Origin of the sequence: Streptomyces sp. NPDC002088 (genome assembly GCF_040296605.1) — a bacterium.
In the GTDB taxonomy this organism is placed as follows: Bacteria; Actinomycetota; Actinomycetes; order Streptomycetales; family Streptomycetaceae; genus Streptomyces.
The window spans coordinates 117,720-134,681 of sequence record NZ_JBEOXO010000012.1 but is presented as its reverse complement, the minus strand read 5'-3'; the positions used below and the strand labels follow the sequence as shown (position 1 = coordinate 134,681).

16 protein-coding genes and 1 tRNA gene are annotated in these 16,962 nt (G+C 69.9%); 10 read left to right on the top strand and 7 right to left on the bottom strand.

The window, feature by feature from the left end; genetic code table 11:
* Positions 1-4 precede the first annotated feature (4 nt).
* Positions 5-676 (top strand): two-component system response regulator PhoP, encoded by a 672-nt coding sequence (gene phoP / locus ABT114_RS25400; protein WP_004000192.1) that lies wholly within the window; start codon positions 5-7, stop codon positions 674-676.
* A gap of 94 nt (positions 677-770) precedes the next feature.
* Here the strand turns inward: phoP and ABT114_RS25395 are convergent, their stop codons facing one another.
* Positions 771-1,424: a copper chaperone PCu(A)C domain-containing protein gene (locus ABT114_RS25395; RefSeq protein ID WP_351145149.1), complete on the bottom strand. Its 654-nt coding sequence runs from the start codon at positions 1,422-1,424 to the stop codon at positions 771-773.
* Positions 1,425-2,131: 707 nt separating this feature from the next.
* On the opposite strand from ABT114_RS25395, the gene ABT114_RS25390 reads away from it, so the two are divergent.
* The 6 genes from ABT114_RS25390 to ABT114_RS25365 all read left to right on the top strand — a co-directional run bounded on the left by ABT114_RS25390 (position 2,132) and on the right by ABT114_RS25365 (position 8,718).
* The gene (locus ABT114_RS25390; RefSeq protein WP_003953493.1) at positions 2,132-2,614 is read left to right on the top strand and encodes a CarD family transcriptional regulator; all 483 of its coding nucleotides are present in this window, start codon (positions 2,132-2,134) and stop codon (positions 2,612-2,614) included.
* A 301-nt stretch (positions 2,615-2,915) separates the two neighbouring features.
* A complete protein-coding gene (ispD, locus tag ABT114_RS25385; RefSeq protein ID WP_351145148.1) occupies positions 2,916-3,695 on the top strand; it encodes a 2-C-methyl-D-erythritol 4-phosphate cytidylyltransferase in 780 nt (259 codons plus the stop codon).
* Positions 3,685-4,203, top strand: coding sequence for a 2-C-methyl-D-erythritol 2,4-cyclodiphosphate synthase (gene ispF, locus ABT114_RS25380; protein ID WP_351145147.1), 519 nt, complete (start codon positions 3,685-3,687; stop codon positions 4,201-4,203). The genes ispD and ispF overlap by 11 nt, the downstream gene beginning before the upstream one ends.
* A 158-nt stretch (positions 4,204-4,361) precedes the next feature.
* The gene (gene cysS / locus ABT114_RS25375; protein ID WP_351145146.1) at positions 4,362-5,762 is read left to right on the top strand and encodes a cysteine--tRNA ligase; all 1,401 of its coding nucleotides are present in this window, start codon (positions 4,362-4,364) and stop codon (positions 5,760-5,762) included.
* A gap of 121 nt (positions 5,763-5,883) precedes the next feature.
* Positions 5,884-6,825: a 23S rRNA (guanosine(2251)-2'-O)-methyltransferase RlmB gene (gene rlmB / locus ABT114_RS25370; protein ID WP_351145145.1), complete on the top strand. Its 942-nt coding sequence runs from the start codon at positions 5,884-5,886 to the stop codon at positions 6,823-6,825.
* 141 nt (positions 6,826-6,966) lie between these two features.
* Positions 6,967-8,718, top strand: a complete 1,752-nt coding sequence (locus tag ABT114_RS25365) for a DoxX family membrane protein (protein ID WP_351145144.1) — start codon at positions 6,967-6,969, stop codon at positions 8,716-8,718.
* A gap of 100 nt (positions 8,719-8,818) precedes the next feature.
* Here ABT114_RS25365 and ABT114_RS25360 read toward each other — a convergent pair whose 3' ends face one another.
* From ABT114_RS25360 to ABT114_RS25350, 3 genes are all read right to left on the bottom strand, one after another.
* Positions 8,819-9,550, bottom strand: a complete 732-nt coding sequence (locus tag ABT114_RS25360) for a nucleotidyltransferase family protein (RefSeq protein ID WP_351145143.1) — start codon at positions 9,548-9,550, stop codon at positions 8,819-8,821.
* 109 nt (positions 9,551-9,659) lie between these two features.
* Positions 9,660-10,124 carry a hypothetical protein gene (locus ABT114_RS25355; RefSeq protein ID WP_351145141.1) on the bottom strand — a complete coding sequence of 155 codons (465 nt, stop codon included), beginning with the start codon at positions 10,122-10,124 and terminating at the stop codon, positions 9,660-9,662.
* 246 nt (positions 10,125-10,370) lie between these two features.
* Positions 10,371-11,507: an ABC transporter ATP-binding protein gene (locus ABT114_RS25350; protein WP_351145140.1), complete on the bottom strand. Its 1,137-nt coding sequence runs from the start codon at positions 11,505-11,507 to the stop codon at positions 10,371-10,373.
* A gap of 218 nt (positions 11,508-11,725) precedes the next feature.
* Here ABT114_RS25350 and ABT114_RS25345 point away from each other — a divergent pair.
* Positions 11,726-11,799 (top strand) — tRNA-Thr (locus ABT114_RS25345).
* 14 nt (positions 11,800-11,813) lie between these two features.
* Here ABT114_RS25345 and ABT114_RS25340 read toward each other — a convergent pair.
* The gene (locus ABT114_RS25340; protein WP_351145139.1) at positions 11,814-12,320 is read right to left on the bottom strand and encodes a GNAT family N-acetyltransferase; all 507 of its coding nucleotides are present in this window, start codon (positions 12,318-12,320) and stop codon (positions 11,814-11,816) included.
* Between the two features lie 9 nt (positions 12,321-12,329).
* Positions 12,330-13,211 (bottom strand): aminoglycoside phosphotransferase family protein, encoded by an 882-nt coding sequence (locus ABT114_RS25335; protein WP_351145138.1) that lies wholly within the window; start codon positions 13,209-13,211, stop codon positions 12,330-12,332.
* A gap of 34 nt (positions 13,212-13,245) precedes the next feature.
* Here ABT114_RS25335 and ABT114_RS25330 point away from each other — a divergent pair, with 34 nt between their 5' ends.
* The gene (locus ABT114_RS25330) at positions 13,246-13,902 is read left to right on the top strand and encodes a rhomboid-like protein (protein WP_351145289.1); all 657 of its coding nucleotides are present in this window, start codon (positions 13,246-13,248) and stop codon (positions 13,900-13,902) included.
* Positions 13,903-13,912: 10 nt separating this feature from the next.
* Positions 13,913-15,319 carry an NAD(P)/FAD-dependent oxidoreductase gene (locus ABT114_RS25325; RefSeq protein WP_351145137.1) on the top strand — a complete coding sequence of 469 codons (1,407 nt, stop codon included), beginning with the start codon at positions 13,913-13,915 and terminating at the stop codon, positions 15,317-15,319.
* Positions 15,320-15,433: 114 nt separating this feature from the next.
* Here ABT114_RS25325 and ABT114_RS25320 read toward each other — a convergent pair whose 3' ends face one another.
* Positions 15,434-16,921 carry an MFS transporter gene (locus ABT114_RS25320; RefSeq protein WP_351145136.1) on the bottom strand — a complete coding sequence of 496 codons (1,488 nt, stop codon included), beginning with the start codon at positions 16,919-16,921 and terminating at the stop codon, positions 15,434-15,436.
* Positions 16,922-16,962: the final 41 nt, after the last annotated feature.

Here is a 16,962-nt window from a genome sequence, read left to right as displayed (position 1 = left end):
CCGAGTGCTCGTCGTCGAGGACGAGGAGTCCTTCTCCGACGCCCTGTCGTACATGCTCCGCAAGGAGGGCTTCGAGGTCGCCGTCGCGACCACGGGCCCCGACGGACTCGACGAGTTCGAGCGCAACGGCGCCGACCTCGTCCTCCTCGACCTGATGCTGCCGGGGCTGCCCGGCACGGAGGTGTGCCGTCAGCTGCGCGGCCGCTCCAATGTCCCGGTGATCATGGTCACCGCCAAGGACAGCGAGATCGACAAGGTGGTCGGCCTGGAAATAGGAGCCGACGACTACGTCACCAAGCCGTTCTCCTCGCGCGAGCTGGTCGCCCGTATCCGGGCCGTCCTGCGCCGCCGCGGCGAGCCCGAAGAGGTCACCCCGGCCGCGCTGGAGGCCGGCCCGGTCCGCATGGACGTCGACCGCCACGTGGTCACCGTCTCCGGCTCGAAGGTGGATCTCCCGCTCAAGGAGTTCGACCTGCTGGAGATGCTGCTGCGCAACGCGGGCCGCGTACTGACCCGCATGCAGCTCATCGACCGCGTCTGGGGCGCCGACTACGTCGGTGACACCAAGACCCTCGACGTCCACGTCAAGCGCCTGCGCGCGAAGATCGAGCCGGACCCGGGTGCGCCGAGGTACCTGGTGACGGTGCGCGGCCTCGGATACAAGTTCGAGCCGTAGAGAGATGACGTACGACTGACGTACGACTGAGGCACGACTCGTACGACGAAGGGCGGCATCCGGAAAGGGTGCCGCCCCTCGTCGTGCGAGTCGTTCAGTTGCCGGACGCCGACTCCGAGGACGTCGCGCTCGCGGACGCCGAGTCGCTCGGGGAGGCCGACGTGGAGCCGGACTCGTTCGGCGAGGACGACGTGGTCTCCGACGGCTGCTGGGAAGCGGCTGCCGGGGCGGTCGGGATCTCGCTCGGGCCCCACTTGGAGAAGTAGCTCTCGGCGGGGACGACGAAGGCGCGCAGGTTCACCGCACCGGTCTTGCTGAAGGTGAAGGTGATCTTCTGGGCGTTGCCGCCCTGGACGGACTCGCCGGGGTTGGAGAGCACCGCGGCGGCATTGTCCTTGCCGCCGATGACCACGGAGCCGCCGGCCGGAACGGTCAGCTTGCCCTTGCCCTTGGCGGGGGAGAGTTCGGCGTTGCCGTTGCCCTCGACGCTGATCGAGTCCAGCGTCTGGGCGGTGGTGCCGCTGTTGAAGAGGGTCGCGGAGATCACGGCGGGACCCGTGGACTCCGTGCTGGGCTGGGTAATGACGAGAGCGTTCTGGATCTTGATGTCGCCGACGCTCGTCGCCGCGTTGTCGGGCTTGATCTCCAACGTCTGGGAGTTGTTGCCCGCGCCGCACGCGGCGAGCGAGGCGATCGAGAACGCGATGGCGGAGGCGGCGAGGGCGCCGCGTCGAAGGCTGCTGCTCACGGCGGCGGCTTCTCCTTGAACGCAGGGGCAGCTGTACCTAAAGCCGCCCTAAGTGTCTGTCAGCGGCCTTAGGTTACCGAGCCGTTCCTCAGGCGCCGCACCCGACCCTCCCCCGAGCATCCGGCTTCGCCCGGCAGGCGGTACCCGAGGGCTTCCGAACCGGGGAGTGAACCCCGGAAGTGACTCCGGAAGTGACCCCCGAGTCACATTCGTCCCGCACTCGTCCGAGATTCACTTAAGCGGGCTTGCGGATTTTCAGTGCGGGAATGCGCGGCGGTGACAGACCTATGTCTGAAAATTGATCACAGGCGCCGCTCGGTCGGCCGTTCCGGCGGCCTTGTGATCGTTCCCCTGATCGGCCCTGGGATGACCCTTGCGATGGCCCTTGTGATCACGCCGTGATCAATTCCGGATTCGTCTCGTATCCGTCCCGGGTAACCGAACGGAGTAGCGGAACTCGATCGTATGGAACCAGACATATAGGGACGTTCGGCCGCTTGGATGAGCCTCCGGATGTGTGTAACGTACGCGTTTCACCTCCCCCGGACAGCCGCTCCGACCTGCGAATACCCGCTTCCGGTCGGCCCTCGATGCACGTTCCTGTTGCTGTTGTCAAGCCCCGAGATATGCCCTGACCTGCGAAAACGCCATTCAGAACCCGCCGTTTCCGTGTTACCCTGGATAGCCACGGAAGGGGTACCTGTCACATGACGTTCAAGGTTGGCGACACCGTGGTCTATCCCCATCACGGGGCCGCGCTGATCGAGGCTATCGAAACTCGCCAGATCAAAGGCGTGGACAAGACCTACTTGGTGCTGAAGGTCGCCCAGGGTGACCTGACGGTACGTGTGCCAGCGGACAATGCGGAGTTCGTCGGCGTACGTGATGTGGTCGGTCAGGACGGGCTGGACCGGGTCTTCGAGGTGCTGCGCGCTCCGTATGCCGAGGAGCCCACGAACTGGTCACGCCGTTACAAGGCAAATCTGGAGAAGCTCGCCTCCGGCGATGTCATCAAGGTCGCGGAAGTCGTGCGTGACCTGTGGCGTCGTGAGCGCGAGCGCGGACTCTCCGCCGGTGAGAAGCGCATGCTTGCCAAGGCCCGCCAGATCCTGGTGAGCGAGCTCGCTCTCGCGGAGAACACCAACGAGGACAAGGCCGAGGCCCTGCTCGACGAGGTCCTCGCGTCCTGACGCGTGGCGGCACGGTCCGCCCCACTTCAGCACGCTCAGCACAGTAAATGCCGCGGTGCCCGATGACGTAGATGACGTATCTTCTGTCGCCGGGCGCTGCGGCATGTTCGTACTCGGATGCCGTACGCCACGAGGGAAACCCCCCGATACTTCACGAGGGAAGAAACCCCCCGATACTTGGTGTGCCGGGCCCGGGCAGCTGGCTCGACCAGTGTCACGGAAGGGTTCCGGTCAAGGCGTCGCGCCCGGCACGCTGTGGCCATACCCACGTAGGCCGAGCACACAAACCTGACAGGAACCGATGTCTGACGTTTCGCGCCCTTCGACCGCGGATGCCGTTCCGGAGGCCCCGGCCATGACCCCCCGTACCGCCGTCGTGATCCCGGCCGCCGGCCGGGGTGTGCGCCTCGGTCCGGGGGCCCCCAAGGCGCTCCGCGCGCTGAACGGCACCCCCATGCTCATCCACGCGGTACGCGCCATGGCCGCCTCCCGCGCCGTCTCCCTGGTCGTCGTCGTGGCCCCGCCCGACGGCGCCGGTGAAGTCAAGTCGCTGCTCGACGCGCACGCACTGCCGGAGCGCACCGATTTCCTCGTCGTACCCGGTGGCGAGTCCCGCCAGGAGTCGGTGAAGCTCGGTCTGGACGCGCTGCCGCCCGACTACGGCATCGTGCTCGTGCACGACGCCGCGCGGCCGCTGGTGCCGGTCGACACGGTGGACGCCGTGATCGAGGCGGTGCGGGCGGGGGCACCGGCCGTGGTGCCGGCGCTGCCGCTCGCGGACACGGTCAAGGAGGTCGAGCCGGCGGCTGCGGTGGGGGAGCCGGAGCCGGTGGTCGCCACGCCCGAGCGGGGGCGGCTGCGGGCCGTCCAGACCCCGCAGGGCTTCGAGCGGGCCACGCTGATCCGTGCGCACGAAACGGTGACCGACGACGTCACCGACGACGCGAGCATGGTGGAGCAGCTGGGGCTGCGGGTCGTGGTCGTTCCCGGCCATGAGGAGGCCTTCAAGGTCACGCGGCCCCTGGACCTGGTGCTGGCGGAGGCGGTTCTGGCGCGCAGGAGGCTGAACGATGGCTTCTGAGACTTCTGGCACTTCCGGGGCTCATGCGCCTCTGCTGCCGCAGGTGGGCATCGGCACGGACATCCACGCCTTCGAGGAGGGGCGTGAGCTGTGGTGCGCCGGTCTGAAGTGGGAGGGGGAGGGGACGGGCCTCGCCGGTCACTCCGACGCGGACGTCGTCGCCCATGCCGCGTGCAACGCACTGTTCTCCGCGGCCGGACTGGGGGATCTGGGGCAGCACTTCGGCACCGGGCGGCCCGAGTGGGCCGGGGCGTCCGGGGCGACGCTGCTGACGGAGGCCGCGCGTCTCGTGCGCGAGGCCGGATTCGTCATCGGCAACGTCGCCGTGCAGGTCGTCGGGCCACGACCGAAGATCGGCAAGCGGCGGGACGAGGCGCAGAAGGTTCTGTCGGAGGCGGTGGGCGCGCCGGTCTCCGTGTCCGGCGCCACGACGGACGGGCTCGGGTTTCCGGGGCGGGGGGAAGGGCTGATGGCGGTGGCGACGGCGCTGGTGGTTCGGGCGGGCTGACCCCGCCCACCCACCTGGCCGTTCAAGCCGGAGCCGGGGCCCGGGAGGCAGAGCTCGGCAGCGGTCGTCTCACCCGCTCGCGTGTAATCGGCTCCACCGCCGGAGGAATACGCCGGAAGGGTCGCAGGGCACTGCCCCGCGCCCACTACCCTGGAGTGGTGACTATTCGCCTGTACGACACCAGCGCCCGGCAGATTCGTGACTTCGCCCCGCTCAAGCCGGGTTGTGTCTCGATCTACCTCTGTGGCGCCACCGTGCAGGCGGCACCGCACATCGGGCACATCCGGTCCGGGCTCAACTTCGACATCCTGCGCCGGTGGTTCGCCTACCGCGGCTACGACGTGACCTTCATCAGGAACGTCACGGACATCGACGACAAGATCATCACCAAGTCGGCCGACCAGGGCCGTCCCTGGTGGGCCATCGGGTACGAGAACGAGCGGGCGTTCAACGACGGCTACCAGGCCCTCGGCTGCCTGCCGCCGACGTACGAACCGCGTGCCACCGGGCACGTCCCCGAGATGATCGAGATGATGCGCGGGCTCATCGAGCGCGGTTACGCCTACGAGGCCGACGGCAACGTCTACTTCGACGTGCGCTCCTTCCCGGAGTACCTGCGGCTGTCCAACCAGGAGTTGGACAACCTCCAACAGCCCTCCGGGTCCGGCGAGACCGGCAAGCGTGACGCGCGTGACTTCGCCATGTGGAAGGCGGCGAAGCCGGGTGAGCCGAGCTGGGAGACGCCGTGGGGGCGGGGGCGCCCCGGGTGGCACCTGGAGTGCTCCGCCATGGCGCACAAGTATCTGGGGACCTCGTTCGACATTCACGGTGGCGGGCTCGACCTCATCTTCCCGCACCACGAGAACGAGATCGCCCAGGCCAAGGCGTTCGGCGACGACTTCGCCCAGTACTGGGTGCACAACGCCTGGGTCACCATGAGCGGCGAGAAGATGTCCAAGTCGCTGGGCAATTCGGTCCTCGTCTCCGAGATGGTCAAGCAGTGGCGCCCGATCGTGCTGCGCTACTACCTCGGCACCCCGCACTACCGCTCCATGATCGAGTACAGCGAGGAGTCCCTGCGCGAGGCCGAGTCGGCGTTCGCGCGGATCGAGGGCTTCGTGCAGCGGGTCGTGGAGAAGGCCGGCGGGGTCGTCGAACCCGCCGCCGAAGTTCCGCCCGCCTTCGCCGACGCCATGGACGACGACCTGGGCGTGCCGCAGGCGCTCGCCATCGTGCACACGACCGTCCGGCAGGGCAACTCCGCCCTCGCCGCCGACGACAAGGAAGCGGCTGTCGCCCGCCTCGCCGAGGTGCGCGCCATGCTCGGCGTCCTCGGGCTCGACCCGCTCGACCCGCACTGGGCCGGTGAGGCCGACCGCGGTGACGATCTGCACGGCGTCGTCGACAGCCTCGTACGACTCGTCCTCGACCAGCGCGAGGCCGCCCGTTCCCGCAAGGACTGGGCCACCGCGGACGCCATCCGCGACCAGCTCAACCAGTCCGGACTCGTCATCGAGGACAGCCCGCAGGGCCCGCGCTGGAGCCTCGGCCCGCGCTGAGCCCCGCCGGAATCGCCAGATCGCTTACGTGATCGATTGTGCCGTCCGGGCCTCCGGGCGGCACACTTCATAGACGCACACACTTCAGCGCTTCACATCGCTGCACACAGACAGGTAGGTCATGGCCGCTAACAACCGCCGCATGTCCGGCAAGAAGGGCGCGCAGGTCGGCAGTGGCGGCCAGCGGCGCCGGGGCCTGGAGGGCAAGGGGCCGACCCCGCCCGCCGAGATGCGCAAGGGACACAAGAAGAACCGCATCGCCAACGCGAAGGCGAAGCAGATCGTCCGCCGGCCCGTTCCGCGGGGCCGCGGCGGCAAGGGCACGTCCGAGATGGTCGTCGGGCGCAACCCCGTCGTCGAGGCGCTGCGCGGTGGCGTGCCCGCTTCCACGCTGTACGTCCAGCAGTTCATCGACAACGACGAGCGGGTGCGTGAGGCGCTCCAGCTCGCGGCCGAGCGCGGCGGCATCAACCTCATGGAGGCCCCCCGCCCCGAGCTCGACCGGATGACCAACGGGCTCAACCACCAGGGCCTGGTCCTCCAGGTCCCGCCGTACGAGTACGCCCACCCCGAGGACCTCGTCAACGCCGCCTACGACGAGGGCGCCGACCCGCTCATCGTCGCCCTCGACGGCGTCACCGACCCGCGCAACCTCGGCGCCGTCGTACGGTCCGTCTCCGCCTTCGGCGGCCACGGCGTCGTCGTGCCCGAGCGGCGCGCCGCCGGCATGACCGCCGGCGCCTGGAAGACGTCCGCCGGCACCGCCGCCCGTACGCCCGTCGCCCGCGCCACCAACCTGACGCGTGCCCTGGAGGCCTACAAGAAGGCCGGGATCGTCGTCGTCGGCCTCGCCGCCGACGGAGAGGCCGAGGTGGGCGACCTGGAGGCCCTGAGCGGCCCGGTCGTCATCGTCGTCGGCAGCGAGGGCAAGGGGCTGTCCCGGCTGGTCGGGGAGACCTGTGACTATCGGGTGCGGATTCCGATGCCTGGTGGTGCGGAGTCGCTGAACGCGGGTGTCGCGGCGGGTGTGGTGTTGTACGAGGCGGCTCGCCGGCGCGCCTGAGGATTGAGCGGGGACGGCGCCCGAACGGGCGTCCGTCCCGTCACCCACTTGGGTCAATCTGGGCGGCAAGGACAGCCTTGACGGAGTCCGGACAGTTCCGCCCGGTCAAAGCAGTGTCCTATCTCCACGTCACTCGGTTAGATGAGTGTGGACACCAGAACACCCCGCACACCCACGGGGGACCGCTCGTCGGGATACGACGACGCTCCCGCGCTGAGCATGGTGAAGGTGCCGAGCGATCCGGCGCAGGTCATCGTCAATCACGCGAGCTTCCGCGTCGAGCTGGGCACGTCGACGAGACGCTCCCAATCCCCGCGGATCGCACAGCACTTGAGCTCCGCCGAGGGCGCTCGCATGCCCGGCGTGGGCGCCACCGGAGCCCGCCGCCGCGCCGTCGTCTGGAGCGGCAAGTCCGCCCCCGACGACACCGGCGCCCACCGCCTGCTCCAGGCCGTGCGGGCCGGCAGCGTCCGTCACGGCGAACAGCCCTCCGCCGACGTCGGCGCCACTCAGGTCATCCCCCGCGTCGACGCCGCCCCCGGCTACCCCGGCGCCGGTTACGCGGGCTATGACGGCTACGACGGTTACGACGGACACGGCAGTGCCTACGGCGGCGGATACGACCGCGCCTACGGCGACACCTACGACGAGCTGGACCAGACCGTCGAGACCCCCGTCGTCGGCGCCCAGCGCACCTCCGGTGACGGCGCCCCCGCCGGGACCCGGCTCCTGCCCCACATGCGCACCGTCGGCAGCGCCTACGACGAAGCCGCCTACGACGAACCCGCCTACGACAACGGGCGGTTCGAGGGCGAAGACGAAGACGAGGACGTCGACGAGCGGGACGGGGCGACGAGCGGGGCGCGGTACAGGCGGCACGGCGACGACCCCGCGCGGCACGGCTACTACCCCGGCCGCCGGATGAACCTCGGCGTCGTCCTGCTCCCGCTGCGCATCTTCCTCGGCTTCATCTCCATCTACGCCGGCATGGGCAAGCTCTGCGACCCCGTCTACTTCGACGGCGGCAAGCGCGGCTCCATGGTCAAGTGGCTCAATACCCTGCACCCTTGGGAAGTCGCCGAGCCCCTGCGCCAGTTCGCGCTCCAGCACCCCGTCGGCTCCGGCCTCGTCATCGCCTTCCTCCAGGTCATCGTGGGCGTCCTCACGGTCCTGGGCTGCTGGCAGCGGGTCACCGCCGTCGTCGGCGCGACGCTGTCCGCCGCGCTCATCGTCACCGTCAGCTGGAAGACGGCCCCCGTCTACGACGCCCCCGACATCATCTGCCTCGCCGCCTGGTCCCCGCTGATCATCGCCGGCGCCCCCGTCTACTCCATCGACGGACGCCTCGCCGCCGGTGCCTGGCGCCGGCTCGGCCCCCGCTCCGACATCTGGGAACTGCGCAGTTACGTCCTGCGCCGCGGCGCCCTCATCACGGCCGTCGCCACCGGTCTCACCCTGCTCATCGGCTCCCTGCTCGGCGGCGCCGTCCGCGACGCCGACCGCGTGGTCGTCCCCGGCCCCGGCGAGGCCCCGCGCAACGAACTGCCCGGCTCCCCGCTCCCGCAGGACCCCGCCAAGCGCAAGCACCAGCAGAAGCCGTCCGCCTCCACCTCGCCCACCCAGGGCGCCACGTCCGGCGCGGCCAGCCCCTCCAGCGACGCCGCCACCACCCCCGGCGCCACCGGCAGCGCCACCAGCGGCGTGCCCAGCCAGAGCCAGAGCACCGCCGGCCAGGCGCCGCCCCAGCAGTCCTCGCCGTCCGGCGGCGCCCCGAGCACCAGCTCCGGGCCGTCCTCCGGTGGCAGCGGCTCGCCCGGCGGTTCGGGCGGCTCCGACAGTTCGGGCGGCTCCTCCTCCGGCCAGCCCGGCCTGGTGGGCGGCCTGCTCGGCTAGCCCCGGCCTGCCCGTACGACGACGGGGTCCCGCACGCTTGATGTGCGGGACCCCGTCGTCGTACCGGAAACAACTCCTGAGAGGCGTCCTGATCGGTCTCTCAGCGGCCCAGGGCCGCCAGTTCCCTCGCCGCCTCCGTCAGGTCCTTCGCCGTGTCGATCGCCCGCCAGTAGGCACCCTGCGGGATCGGGAAGCCCGCGAGGCGGCGCTCACGGGCCAGATGCGGGAACGTGGTGCGCTCGTGGTCGCCCCGCTCGGGGAGCAGGCCGGCGAACTCCGGGGAGAAGACGTAGACACCCGCGTTGATCTCGTACGTCGTCGGCGGGGCCTCGATGAAGTCCGTGATGTGGCCGAAGCCGTCCGTCTGCACCGCACCCCACGGGATGCGCGGACGGGCCAGGGCGAGGGTCGCGACGGCGTCACGCTCGGTGTGGAAGTCCGCCATGTCGCGCAGCGAGAAACGGGTCCAGATGTCGCCGTTCGTCGCGTACCAGGCCCGGTCGGGGTGGGGGAGGTGGGCGGCCGCGTACTTCAGACCGCCGCCGCGGCCCAGCGGCTCCGTCTCGACGACCGTCGTGACGTTCACCGGCAGGTCGGCCGAGTCCAGCCACTTCTGGAGCACCTCGGCGAGGTGGCCGCAGCTGATCACCACGTCCGTCACGCCTTCCTCGGCGAGCCAGACGAGCTGATGGCCGATGATCGGCGTCCCCGTGCCGGGGATCTCGACCATCGGCTTGGGCCGGTCGTCGGTGTACGGACGCAGCCGGGAGCCCTGGCCACCGGCCAGGACGACGGCTTGCGTGGGGCGGGACGCGGCGCGCGGATCGGTCATGCCCGAACTGTACGCGGCGCCCCGCTCGGGGCCTGGACCGGCAAATCGATCCTTAATCAGCCGTTACCGACCTCCCACCTTCGGTGGTGGGGGCCGGGGGCGTCAGAGCTCAGCTGTGGGCGGCAGCCACCCCCACCCCCGACGCGAACGAGGTGTCGCAGACGGGGCGCGCGTACGACTGGGCGCGTGAGGGACCGTAGATGCGGACCGCGGCACGGCCGAGGGCACGGGCGATGGAGGCGCAGTGCCTGGCCAGCGCCGGACGGCCGTTGACGGCCTGCTGGAGGTGCGTGAGGGCGACGCCCGGGCTCTTGTCCTGCAGCTCGGTCAGCAGCTGGTCGCGCAGCACGTCCTGCGGTGCGCGGGCCACGGAACGCGAGGTGCCGCCCGCGGTGGAGACGTCGGACGCGGCGAGCACCGAGTTCGAGGGATTCCCCGACCAGTTGACTCGGGTGACCGCGAGGGTCCCGGACAGCACCAGGACGACGGGCAGGACGAGGGCGAGGGTGCGGCCGATCCGGCGGGCGGGGCCCCGATGGCCGCGTCGCGTCTGTTGGGAGATGGAGTGCTTCACGCGTGTGAGGGTAGCGCCCGGTGATGATTTGGCGACATTTAGTCACCGGTTCGGGGGATGAAGGAGTGCCTTTTTTTGGGTAAGGCGTTGACGCACAGCGCTCGAAAAGGGCGATTTGCCGGGGTATTTGTCGACAACGAAAAGGGCCCCGCAGCGGTCTGCGGGGCCCGATTCGTCAACCTGGGTGAATTACCCGGGACTCTCCGGCCCGGGATCAGTCAGTCCCGGGGGTAGGTCAGTCCCGGATCAGTCGGTGAGGCGCTCGCCCGTGGACGTCGAGAACACGTGGATCTCGCCCGGCCGCGGCACGACGTGCAGCTGCGCGCCCTTCTCCGGCACCTGACGGCCGCCGACGCGGACCACCAGGTCCTTGACCTCCCCGCCGACCTCGGAGTGGCCGTAGACGTAGCCGTCGGCGCCGAGCTCCTCGACGACGTTCACGGAGACCGCGAGACCGGCCGGGGCGTCCTCGGCGTCCTTCGACAGTGAGGAGGCGGCGGCACCGTTGTGCTCGACCACGTCGAAGTGCTCGGGGCGGACGCCGACGGTGACCGTGCGGTCGCCGCGGTCGGAGGCGGCCTTGAGCGCGTCACGGTTGACCGGCACCACGCTGTTGCCGAACTTCACGCCGCCGTCGGTGATCGGTACCTCGACCAGGTTCATCGCCGGGGAGCCGATGAAGCCGGCCACGAAGAGGTTGGCGGGCTTGTCGTACATGTTGCGCGGGGAGTCGACCTGCTGGAGCAGACCGTCCTTGAGGACCGCCACGCGGTCGCCCATCGTCATGGCCTCGACCTGGTCGTGGGTGACGTACACGGTCGTGATGCCCAGACGGCGCTGGAGCGACGCGATCTGCGTACGGGTCGACACACGGAGCTTGGCGTCCAGGTTGGACAGCGGCTCGTCCATGAGGAACACCTGCGGCTCACGCACGATCGCGCGACCCATCGCCACACGCTGGCGCTGACCACCGGACAGCGCCTTCGGCTTGCGGTCCAGGTAATCGGTCAGGTCGAGGATCTTCGCGGCCTCCTCGACCTTCTGCCGGATCTCCGCCTTGTTGACGCCGGCGATCTTGAGCGCGAAGCCCATGTTGTCGGCGACCGACATGTGCGGGTACAGCGCGTAGTTCTGGAACACCATCGCGATGTCCCGGTCCTTCGGCGGCAGGTGGGTGACGTCACGGTCACCGATACGGATGGCGCCGGCGTTCACGTCCTCGAGCCCCGCGAGCATCCGGAGCGAGGTGGACTTGCCGCAACCGGACGGACCGACCAGAACGAGGAACTCTCCGTCCTCGATCTCGATCTCGAGTGCGTCAACGGCGGGCTTGTCGGAACCCGGGTAGATCCGGGTCGCCTTGTCGAACGAGACAGTGGCCATGGTGAATGGGCCCCCTTCTACCGGCAGGAACGTGCCGGACGATCCGTTGTAGGAAGGTGGTTGGTGTAGTCCACACGAGTGAACTGGGTCAGGACGGTACCTGGCGATCGGCCGATCTGTCAGTACCTGGGGGTCTGTGAACTTCGCGGAAATTTTCGACAGGGTGCCCCCGCGACCTGGGTACACTGCACGAGCACGTGCGTCTCGGACGCGCGCACGCCTCCTTAGCTCAGCTGGCCAGAGCACCGCTCTTGTAAAGCGAAGGTCGTCGGTTCGAATCCGACAGGGGGCTCCGAAAAGCCCAGGTCAGAGTCGTTCTGGCCTGGGCTTCTCGCATTCCGCCACGCCCAGCTCGGCCAGCGCCTCGTCCGTCAGCCGGTACACCGTCCACTCGTCCTGGGGGCGGGCGCCGAGGGACTCGTAGAAGTTGATCGCGGGGCGGTTCCAGTTCAGGACCGACCACTCCAGGCGTTGGTAGCCGCGCTCCACGCAGATACGGGCGAGTTCCGTCAGCAGGGCCTTGCCGTGGCCGGTGCCGCGGGCGGTCGGGCGGATGTAGAGGTCCTCCAGGTAGATGCCGTGGACGCCGCGCCAGGTGGAGAAGTTGAGGAACCACAGGGCGAAGCCGACCGCTTCGCCGGTGTGGTCGTCCTCGGCGATGTGGGCGAAGGCGGCGGGGTGCTCGCCGAAGAGGGCCTGGTGGAGCTGTTCCGGCGTGGCCTTCGCCTCCTGCGGTGCCTTCTCGTATTCGGCGAGGTCGCGGATCAGGGTGTGGAGGGCGGGGATGTCGGCGGGGGTAGCGGTGCGGATCACGCCAGGAGCCTAGCTTCGCAGGCTGCGGGCGATCTCCAGCTGCTTGTCCTCCAGCGGGCGTCCGTCCTCGATCTCCCACAGGCAGTTCTGGAGGACCCGGCCGAGGGTCCAGGCCCTTGCCCGGGCGCGGTCGAGTCCGAGTACGTCGGTCATGGCGTCGAAGCGCCAGGGGAGGTCGTCGGGGTCGTAGCGGTTGTGGAGGGCGGGGAGGAGGTCGAAGCCGGGGTCGCCGATGAGGGGCTTGGGGTCGATGGCGAGCCAGGGGGCGCGGTCGGCGGCGAGGACGTTGTCGTAGTGCAGGTCCCAGTGGAGGAGCCGGTCGCCGGGTTCGGCCAGCACTTCGCGTACGGCGGCGGCGCAGTCGGCGACGAGGCGGCGGGCCTCGGGGTCGGGGATGCGGTTCAGGGCCCACGGGGTCTGTTCGAGCATGGCCCGGGCGATGTCGGCGAGGCGTCGCAGGTGCGCGGGGGCGGGGAAGGTCGTCAGGTGGGCGAGCAGGCGGGCGATGACGAGGACGGCCTCGTGCGGGTCGGGGACGTGGGAGAGCGTGCGGGTCGGGTCGAGGCGTTCGAGGAGCAGGGTGCCGGTCGCCTCGTCGTGGTCGAGGAGTCGTACGGCTCCGTCGCCGTTCCACACCCGCAGGGCGACCGGCTCGCCGGCGGTCTCCTCGTCCGGGAGCTGCATCTTCAGTACGGCGGGGGTGTCGTCGGGGCGGTGGCGGACCGGTAGGACGAGGGCGGCGACGCCGTGCATGGAGGGGCCGTCGGGGCGGAGGTCCCAGCGGTCCAGGAAGGTGGCGGCCAGTCGGGGCAGCCCTGCGATGAAGGCGCGTCCGGCCTCTCCGTTGAACTTCTCCTGTGCTGCCGCCAGCTCGCTCGGGACGTCGATCATGTTCGGGACGATACTGGCGTGCGTGAATCGGCTCATGCGAATTGACGGGGGCGTCCGGCGCCGCGTGTGGGCGTATGTCCGCAGCGCGCCCGGTACGTATGTGTGGCTGGGGATCCTGTTCCTCACCACGGTCGCCCTGCATCACATGTCGCCGGATTTCGAGGAGGACTTCCTGCGGCAGCGGTCGACGAACATCCATGAGCTGTCGAGCAATCCGGTGCGGGTGCTGATCGCCAGTGCGATGTGGATCGACGGCGGGTTCTGGTGGCCGTATGTCGTGCTGTACTCCGTTTTCCACGCGCAGGCCGAGCGCTGGCTGGGCACGGTGCGGTGGCTGGTGGTGTGTGTGGCCGCGCATGTGCTGGCGACGCTGATCAGTGAGGGTGCGCTGCTGAAGGCGATCCGGGACGGGATGGCGCCGGCGTCGGCGGTCAACACGCTTGATGTGGGTGTGAGTTATGCGCTGGCGGGAGTGGTCGCGGTGCTCGCGTATCGGATCGTGGTGCCCTGGCGGTATCCGTATCTGGCTGTCGTGCTCGTCGTGTACGCGGTTCCGCTCGCGATCGGGCGCACCTTCACCGACTTCGGGCATTTCGTCTCGGTGTTGATCGGGCTGGCGTGTTATCCGCTGGTCAGGGGGCGTGGAAAAGCATGGAATCCGAAGGAGACAGTGGCCGCGCTGAGGGGTTAACGTCCCGGCCATGAGCAACTCGGGTGGCAGTGTCGTGAACGGCGGCATCTCCTTCTGGTACGCGGACGACGGTCTTCCGGCGCGGCGGGAGCCGCTGGCCGGTGACGCGTCCGCGGACGTCGTGATCGTCGGGGGTGGGTATACGGGGCTGTGGACCGCGTACTACCTGAAGAAGGCGGCTCCCTTCCTGCGTATCACCGTGCTTGAGCAGAAGTTCTGTGGTTACGGCGCCTCGGGTCGTAACGGGGGCTGGCTGTACAACGGCATCGCGGGGCGGGACCGGTACGCGAAGCTGCACGGCCGTGAGGCGGCCGTGCGGTTGCAGTGGGCCATGAACGACACCGTGGACGAGGTCGTCCGGGTCGTCGGGGACGAGGGCATCGAGGCGGACGTCCACAAGGGCGGGGTGCTGGAAGTCGCGCGTACGCCCGCGCAGTTGGCGCGGCTGAAGGCGTTCCACGAGGGGGAACTGGCGTTCGGGGAGAAGGGCCGGGAGCTGTACGGCGCCCGGGAGACGGCCGAGCGGATCCGGGTCGCGGACGCGGTCGGTTCGACGTGGACGCCGCACGGGGCGCGGGTGCACCCGGTGAAGCTGGTGAAGGGGCTGGCGGCGGCCGTGGAGGCGCTGGGGGTGACCCTGCACGAGTCGACGCCGGTGACGGAGATCCGGCCGAAGCACGCGGTCACGCCGTACGGGACCGTCCGCGCGCCCTACGTCCTGCGCTGCACGGAGGGGTTCACGGCTTCGCTCAAGGGACAGCGGCGGACGTGGCTGCCGATGAACTCGTCGATGATCGCGACCGAGCCGTTGACGGCGGAGCAGTGGGAGTCGGTCGGCTGGGACGGGCGGGAGACGCTGGGCGACATGGCGCACGCGTACATGTACGCGCAGCGCACGGCCGACGGCCGGATCGCGCTGGGCGGGCGGGGTGTCCCGTACCGCTTCGGGTCGAGGACCGACAACGACGGGCGGACCCAGGAGGCGACCGTCGAGGCGCTGCGGGAGATCCTGGTGGACTTCTTCCCGGCACTGGCCGGGGTGCGGGTCGAGCATGCCTGGTCGGGGGTGCTGGGTGTGCCGCGGGACTGGTGCGCGACGGTCACCCTGGACCGGTCGTCGGGGCTCGGCTGGGCGGGCGGTTACGTCGGTTCGGGCGTCGCCACCGCCAACCTCGCCGCCCGTACGCTGCGGGACCTTGTGCAGCTGGACTCCGGCCAGGGCGGGCGGACGGAGCTGACGGATCTGCCGTGGGTGGGGCACAAGGTCCGCAAGTGGGAGCCGGAGCCGTTGCGGTGGCTGGGCGTGCAGGGGATGTACGCCACCTACCGGGCGGCGGACCGGCGGGAGCGGGTGACGCACGGTGGGCAGTCGTCGCGGCTGGCGCGGGTGGCGGACTGGGTGGCGGGGCGGCACTGAGTACTTGACGCCGGGTGCTGGTAGCCGGTGCCGGTCCTGTACGGCGCCGGGGTGCTGGTGTCGGTCCTGGTGCTCAGTGCCGGGTGCTGGTGTCGGTCCCGGTGCTCGTGCTGGTCAGGCGGCTGACTCCGGCACCGGTTCCTGTGCCGGGACCCCGTACTTGGGGGGCTTCGTCGTCACCATCAGGCCCGCGATCAGGCCGGCCAGGAGCATCACGCCGACGGCACACCAGATGGCGACGGTGTAGCCGTGGACGATGCCTTCGCGGATGACCAGGTTCTTCTGGGCCGGGTTGTGGAGGTGGGCGGTGATGTAGGCGGCGCTGCTGGTGGTGGCGACGGTGTTCAGCAGGGCCGTGCCGATGGAGCCGCCGACCTGCTGTGAGGTGTTGACGGTGGCGGAGGTGACGCCGGAGTCCTGGGGGGCGACGCCCGCGGTGGCGGTGGAGAAGACCGGCATGAAGGTCAGTCCCATGCCGAGGCCCATCAGGATCAGGGCGGGGAGGATCTCCGTGGCGTAGGAGGAGCCCACCGTCATCCGGGTGAGGACGAGCATGCCGCCCGCGGCCAGGATCATGCCGGGGACCATCAGCGTGCGGGGGGCCACGTGCGTGAGCAGACGGGCGGAGATCTGGGTGGCGCCGACGACGATCGCGGCGGTGAGGGGGAGGAAGGCGAGGCCTGTCCGCACGGGGGAGTAGCCGAGGATGACCTGGAGGTAGTAGGTCATGAACAGGAACAGGCCGAACATGCCGATGGTGGCGAGCGCCATGGTCAGGAAGCAGCCGGCGCGGTTGCGGTCCTTGACGATGTGCAGGGGGAGCAGGGGCACGGGGGCCCGGTTCTGCCACCACACGAACGTCGCGATGAGGACGACGCCCGCCGCGAGGAGACCCAGGACCACGGGGTCGGCCCAGCCGCGTGGCTCCGCCTCGCTGAAGCCGTACACGATCGCGACGAGGCCGCCGCAGCCGAGGAGGACGCCGGGGACGTCGAGGCGGGCGCCGGCGTGGCGGGGGGTGTCGTGGAGGAGGGCGAAGGCGCCGACGACGGCGATGACCGCGATGGGCACGTTGACGTAGAGGCACCAGCGCCAGTTCAGGTACTCGGTGAGCAGGCCGCCGACGATGAAGCCGATCGCGGAGCCGCTGCCGGCGAGGGCGCTGTAGATGCCGAAGGCCTTTCCGCGTTCCCTGGGGTCGGTGAAGGTCGTGGTGAGGAGGCTGAGCGCGGAGGGGGCCAGGACGGCGGCGAAGACGCCCTGGAGGGCGCGGGCGCCGAAGAGCGTGCCGGAGGTGGTGGCGGCGCCGCCGAGTGCGGAGGCGGCGGCGAAGCCGATGAGGCCGATGACGAAGGTGCGTTTGCGGCCGACGAGGTCGGCGATGCGGCCGCCGAGCAGGAGCAGGCCGCCGAAGGCGAGGGTGTAGGCGGTGATGACCCACTGGCGGTTGCCGTCGGACATGTGCAGGTCGCGCTGTGCGGAGGGAAGCGCGATGTTCACGATGGTCGCGTCGAGAACGACCATGAGCTGTGCGAGGGCGATCACCACCAGGCCCCACCAGCGGCGCGGGTCGGCGTCCACGGAGGCGGTGCGTTCACCCATCCGGGGGACACTCATTCGGCCAGAAGACCATGCATCGGCAG

Bases quoted from the DNA above. Each gene is read 5' to 3' on its own strand.
- ABT114_RS25330 (WP_351145289.1), top strand. From the start codon at position 13,246: ATGCGAATTGACGGGGGCGTCCGGCGCCGCGTGTGGGCGTATGTCCGC.
- ABT114_RS25365 (WP_351145144.1), top strand. From the start codon at position 6,967: ATGAGTGTGGACACCAGAACACCCCGCACACCCACGGGGGACCGCTCG.
- ABT114_RS25335 (WP_351145138.1), bottom strand. From the start codon at position 13,211: ATGATCGACGTCCCGAGCGAGCTGGCGGCAGCACAGGAGAAGTTCAAC.
- ABT114_RS25390 (WP_003953493.1), top strand. From the start codon at position 2,132: ATGACGTTCAAGGTTGGCGACACCGTGGTCTATCCCCATCACGGGGCC.
- ABT114_RS25320 (WP_351145136.1), bottom strand. From the start codon at position 16,921: ATGGGTGAACGCACCGCCTCCGTGGACGCCGACCCGCGCCGCTGGTGG.
- rlmB (WP_351145145.1), top strand. From the start codon at position 5,884: ATGGCCGCTAACAACCGCCGCATGTCCGGCAAGAAGGGCGCGCAGGTC.
- ispD (WP_351145148.1), top strand. From the start codon at position 2,916: ATGTCTGACGTTTCGCGCCCTTCGACCGCGGATGCCGTTCCGGAGGCC.
- ABT114_RS25325 (WP_351145137.1), top strand. From the start codon at position 13,913: ATGAGCAACTCGGGTGGCAGTGTCGTGAACGGCGGCATCTCCTTCTGG.
- ispF (WP_351145147.1), top strand. From the start codon at position 3,685: ATGGCTTCTGAGACTTCTGGCACTTCCGGGGCTCATGCGCCTCTGCTG.
- ABT114_RS25360 (WP_351145143.1), bottom strand. From the start codon at position 9,550: ATGACCGATCCGCGCGCCGCGTCCCGCCCCACGCAAGCCGTCGTCCTG.
- ABT114_RS25350 (WP_351145140.1), bottom strand. From the start codon at position 11,507: ATGGCCACTGTCTCGTTCGACAAGGCGACCCGGATCTACCCGGGTTCC.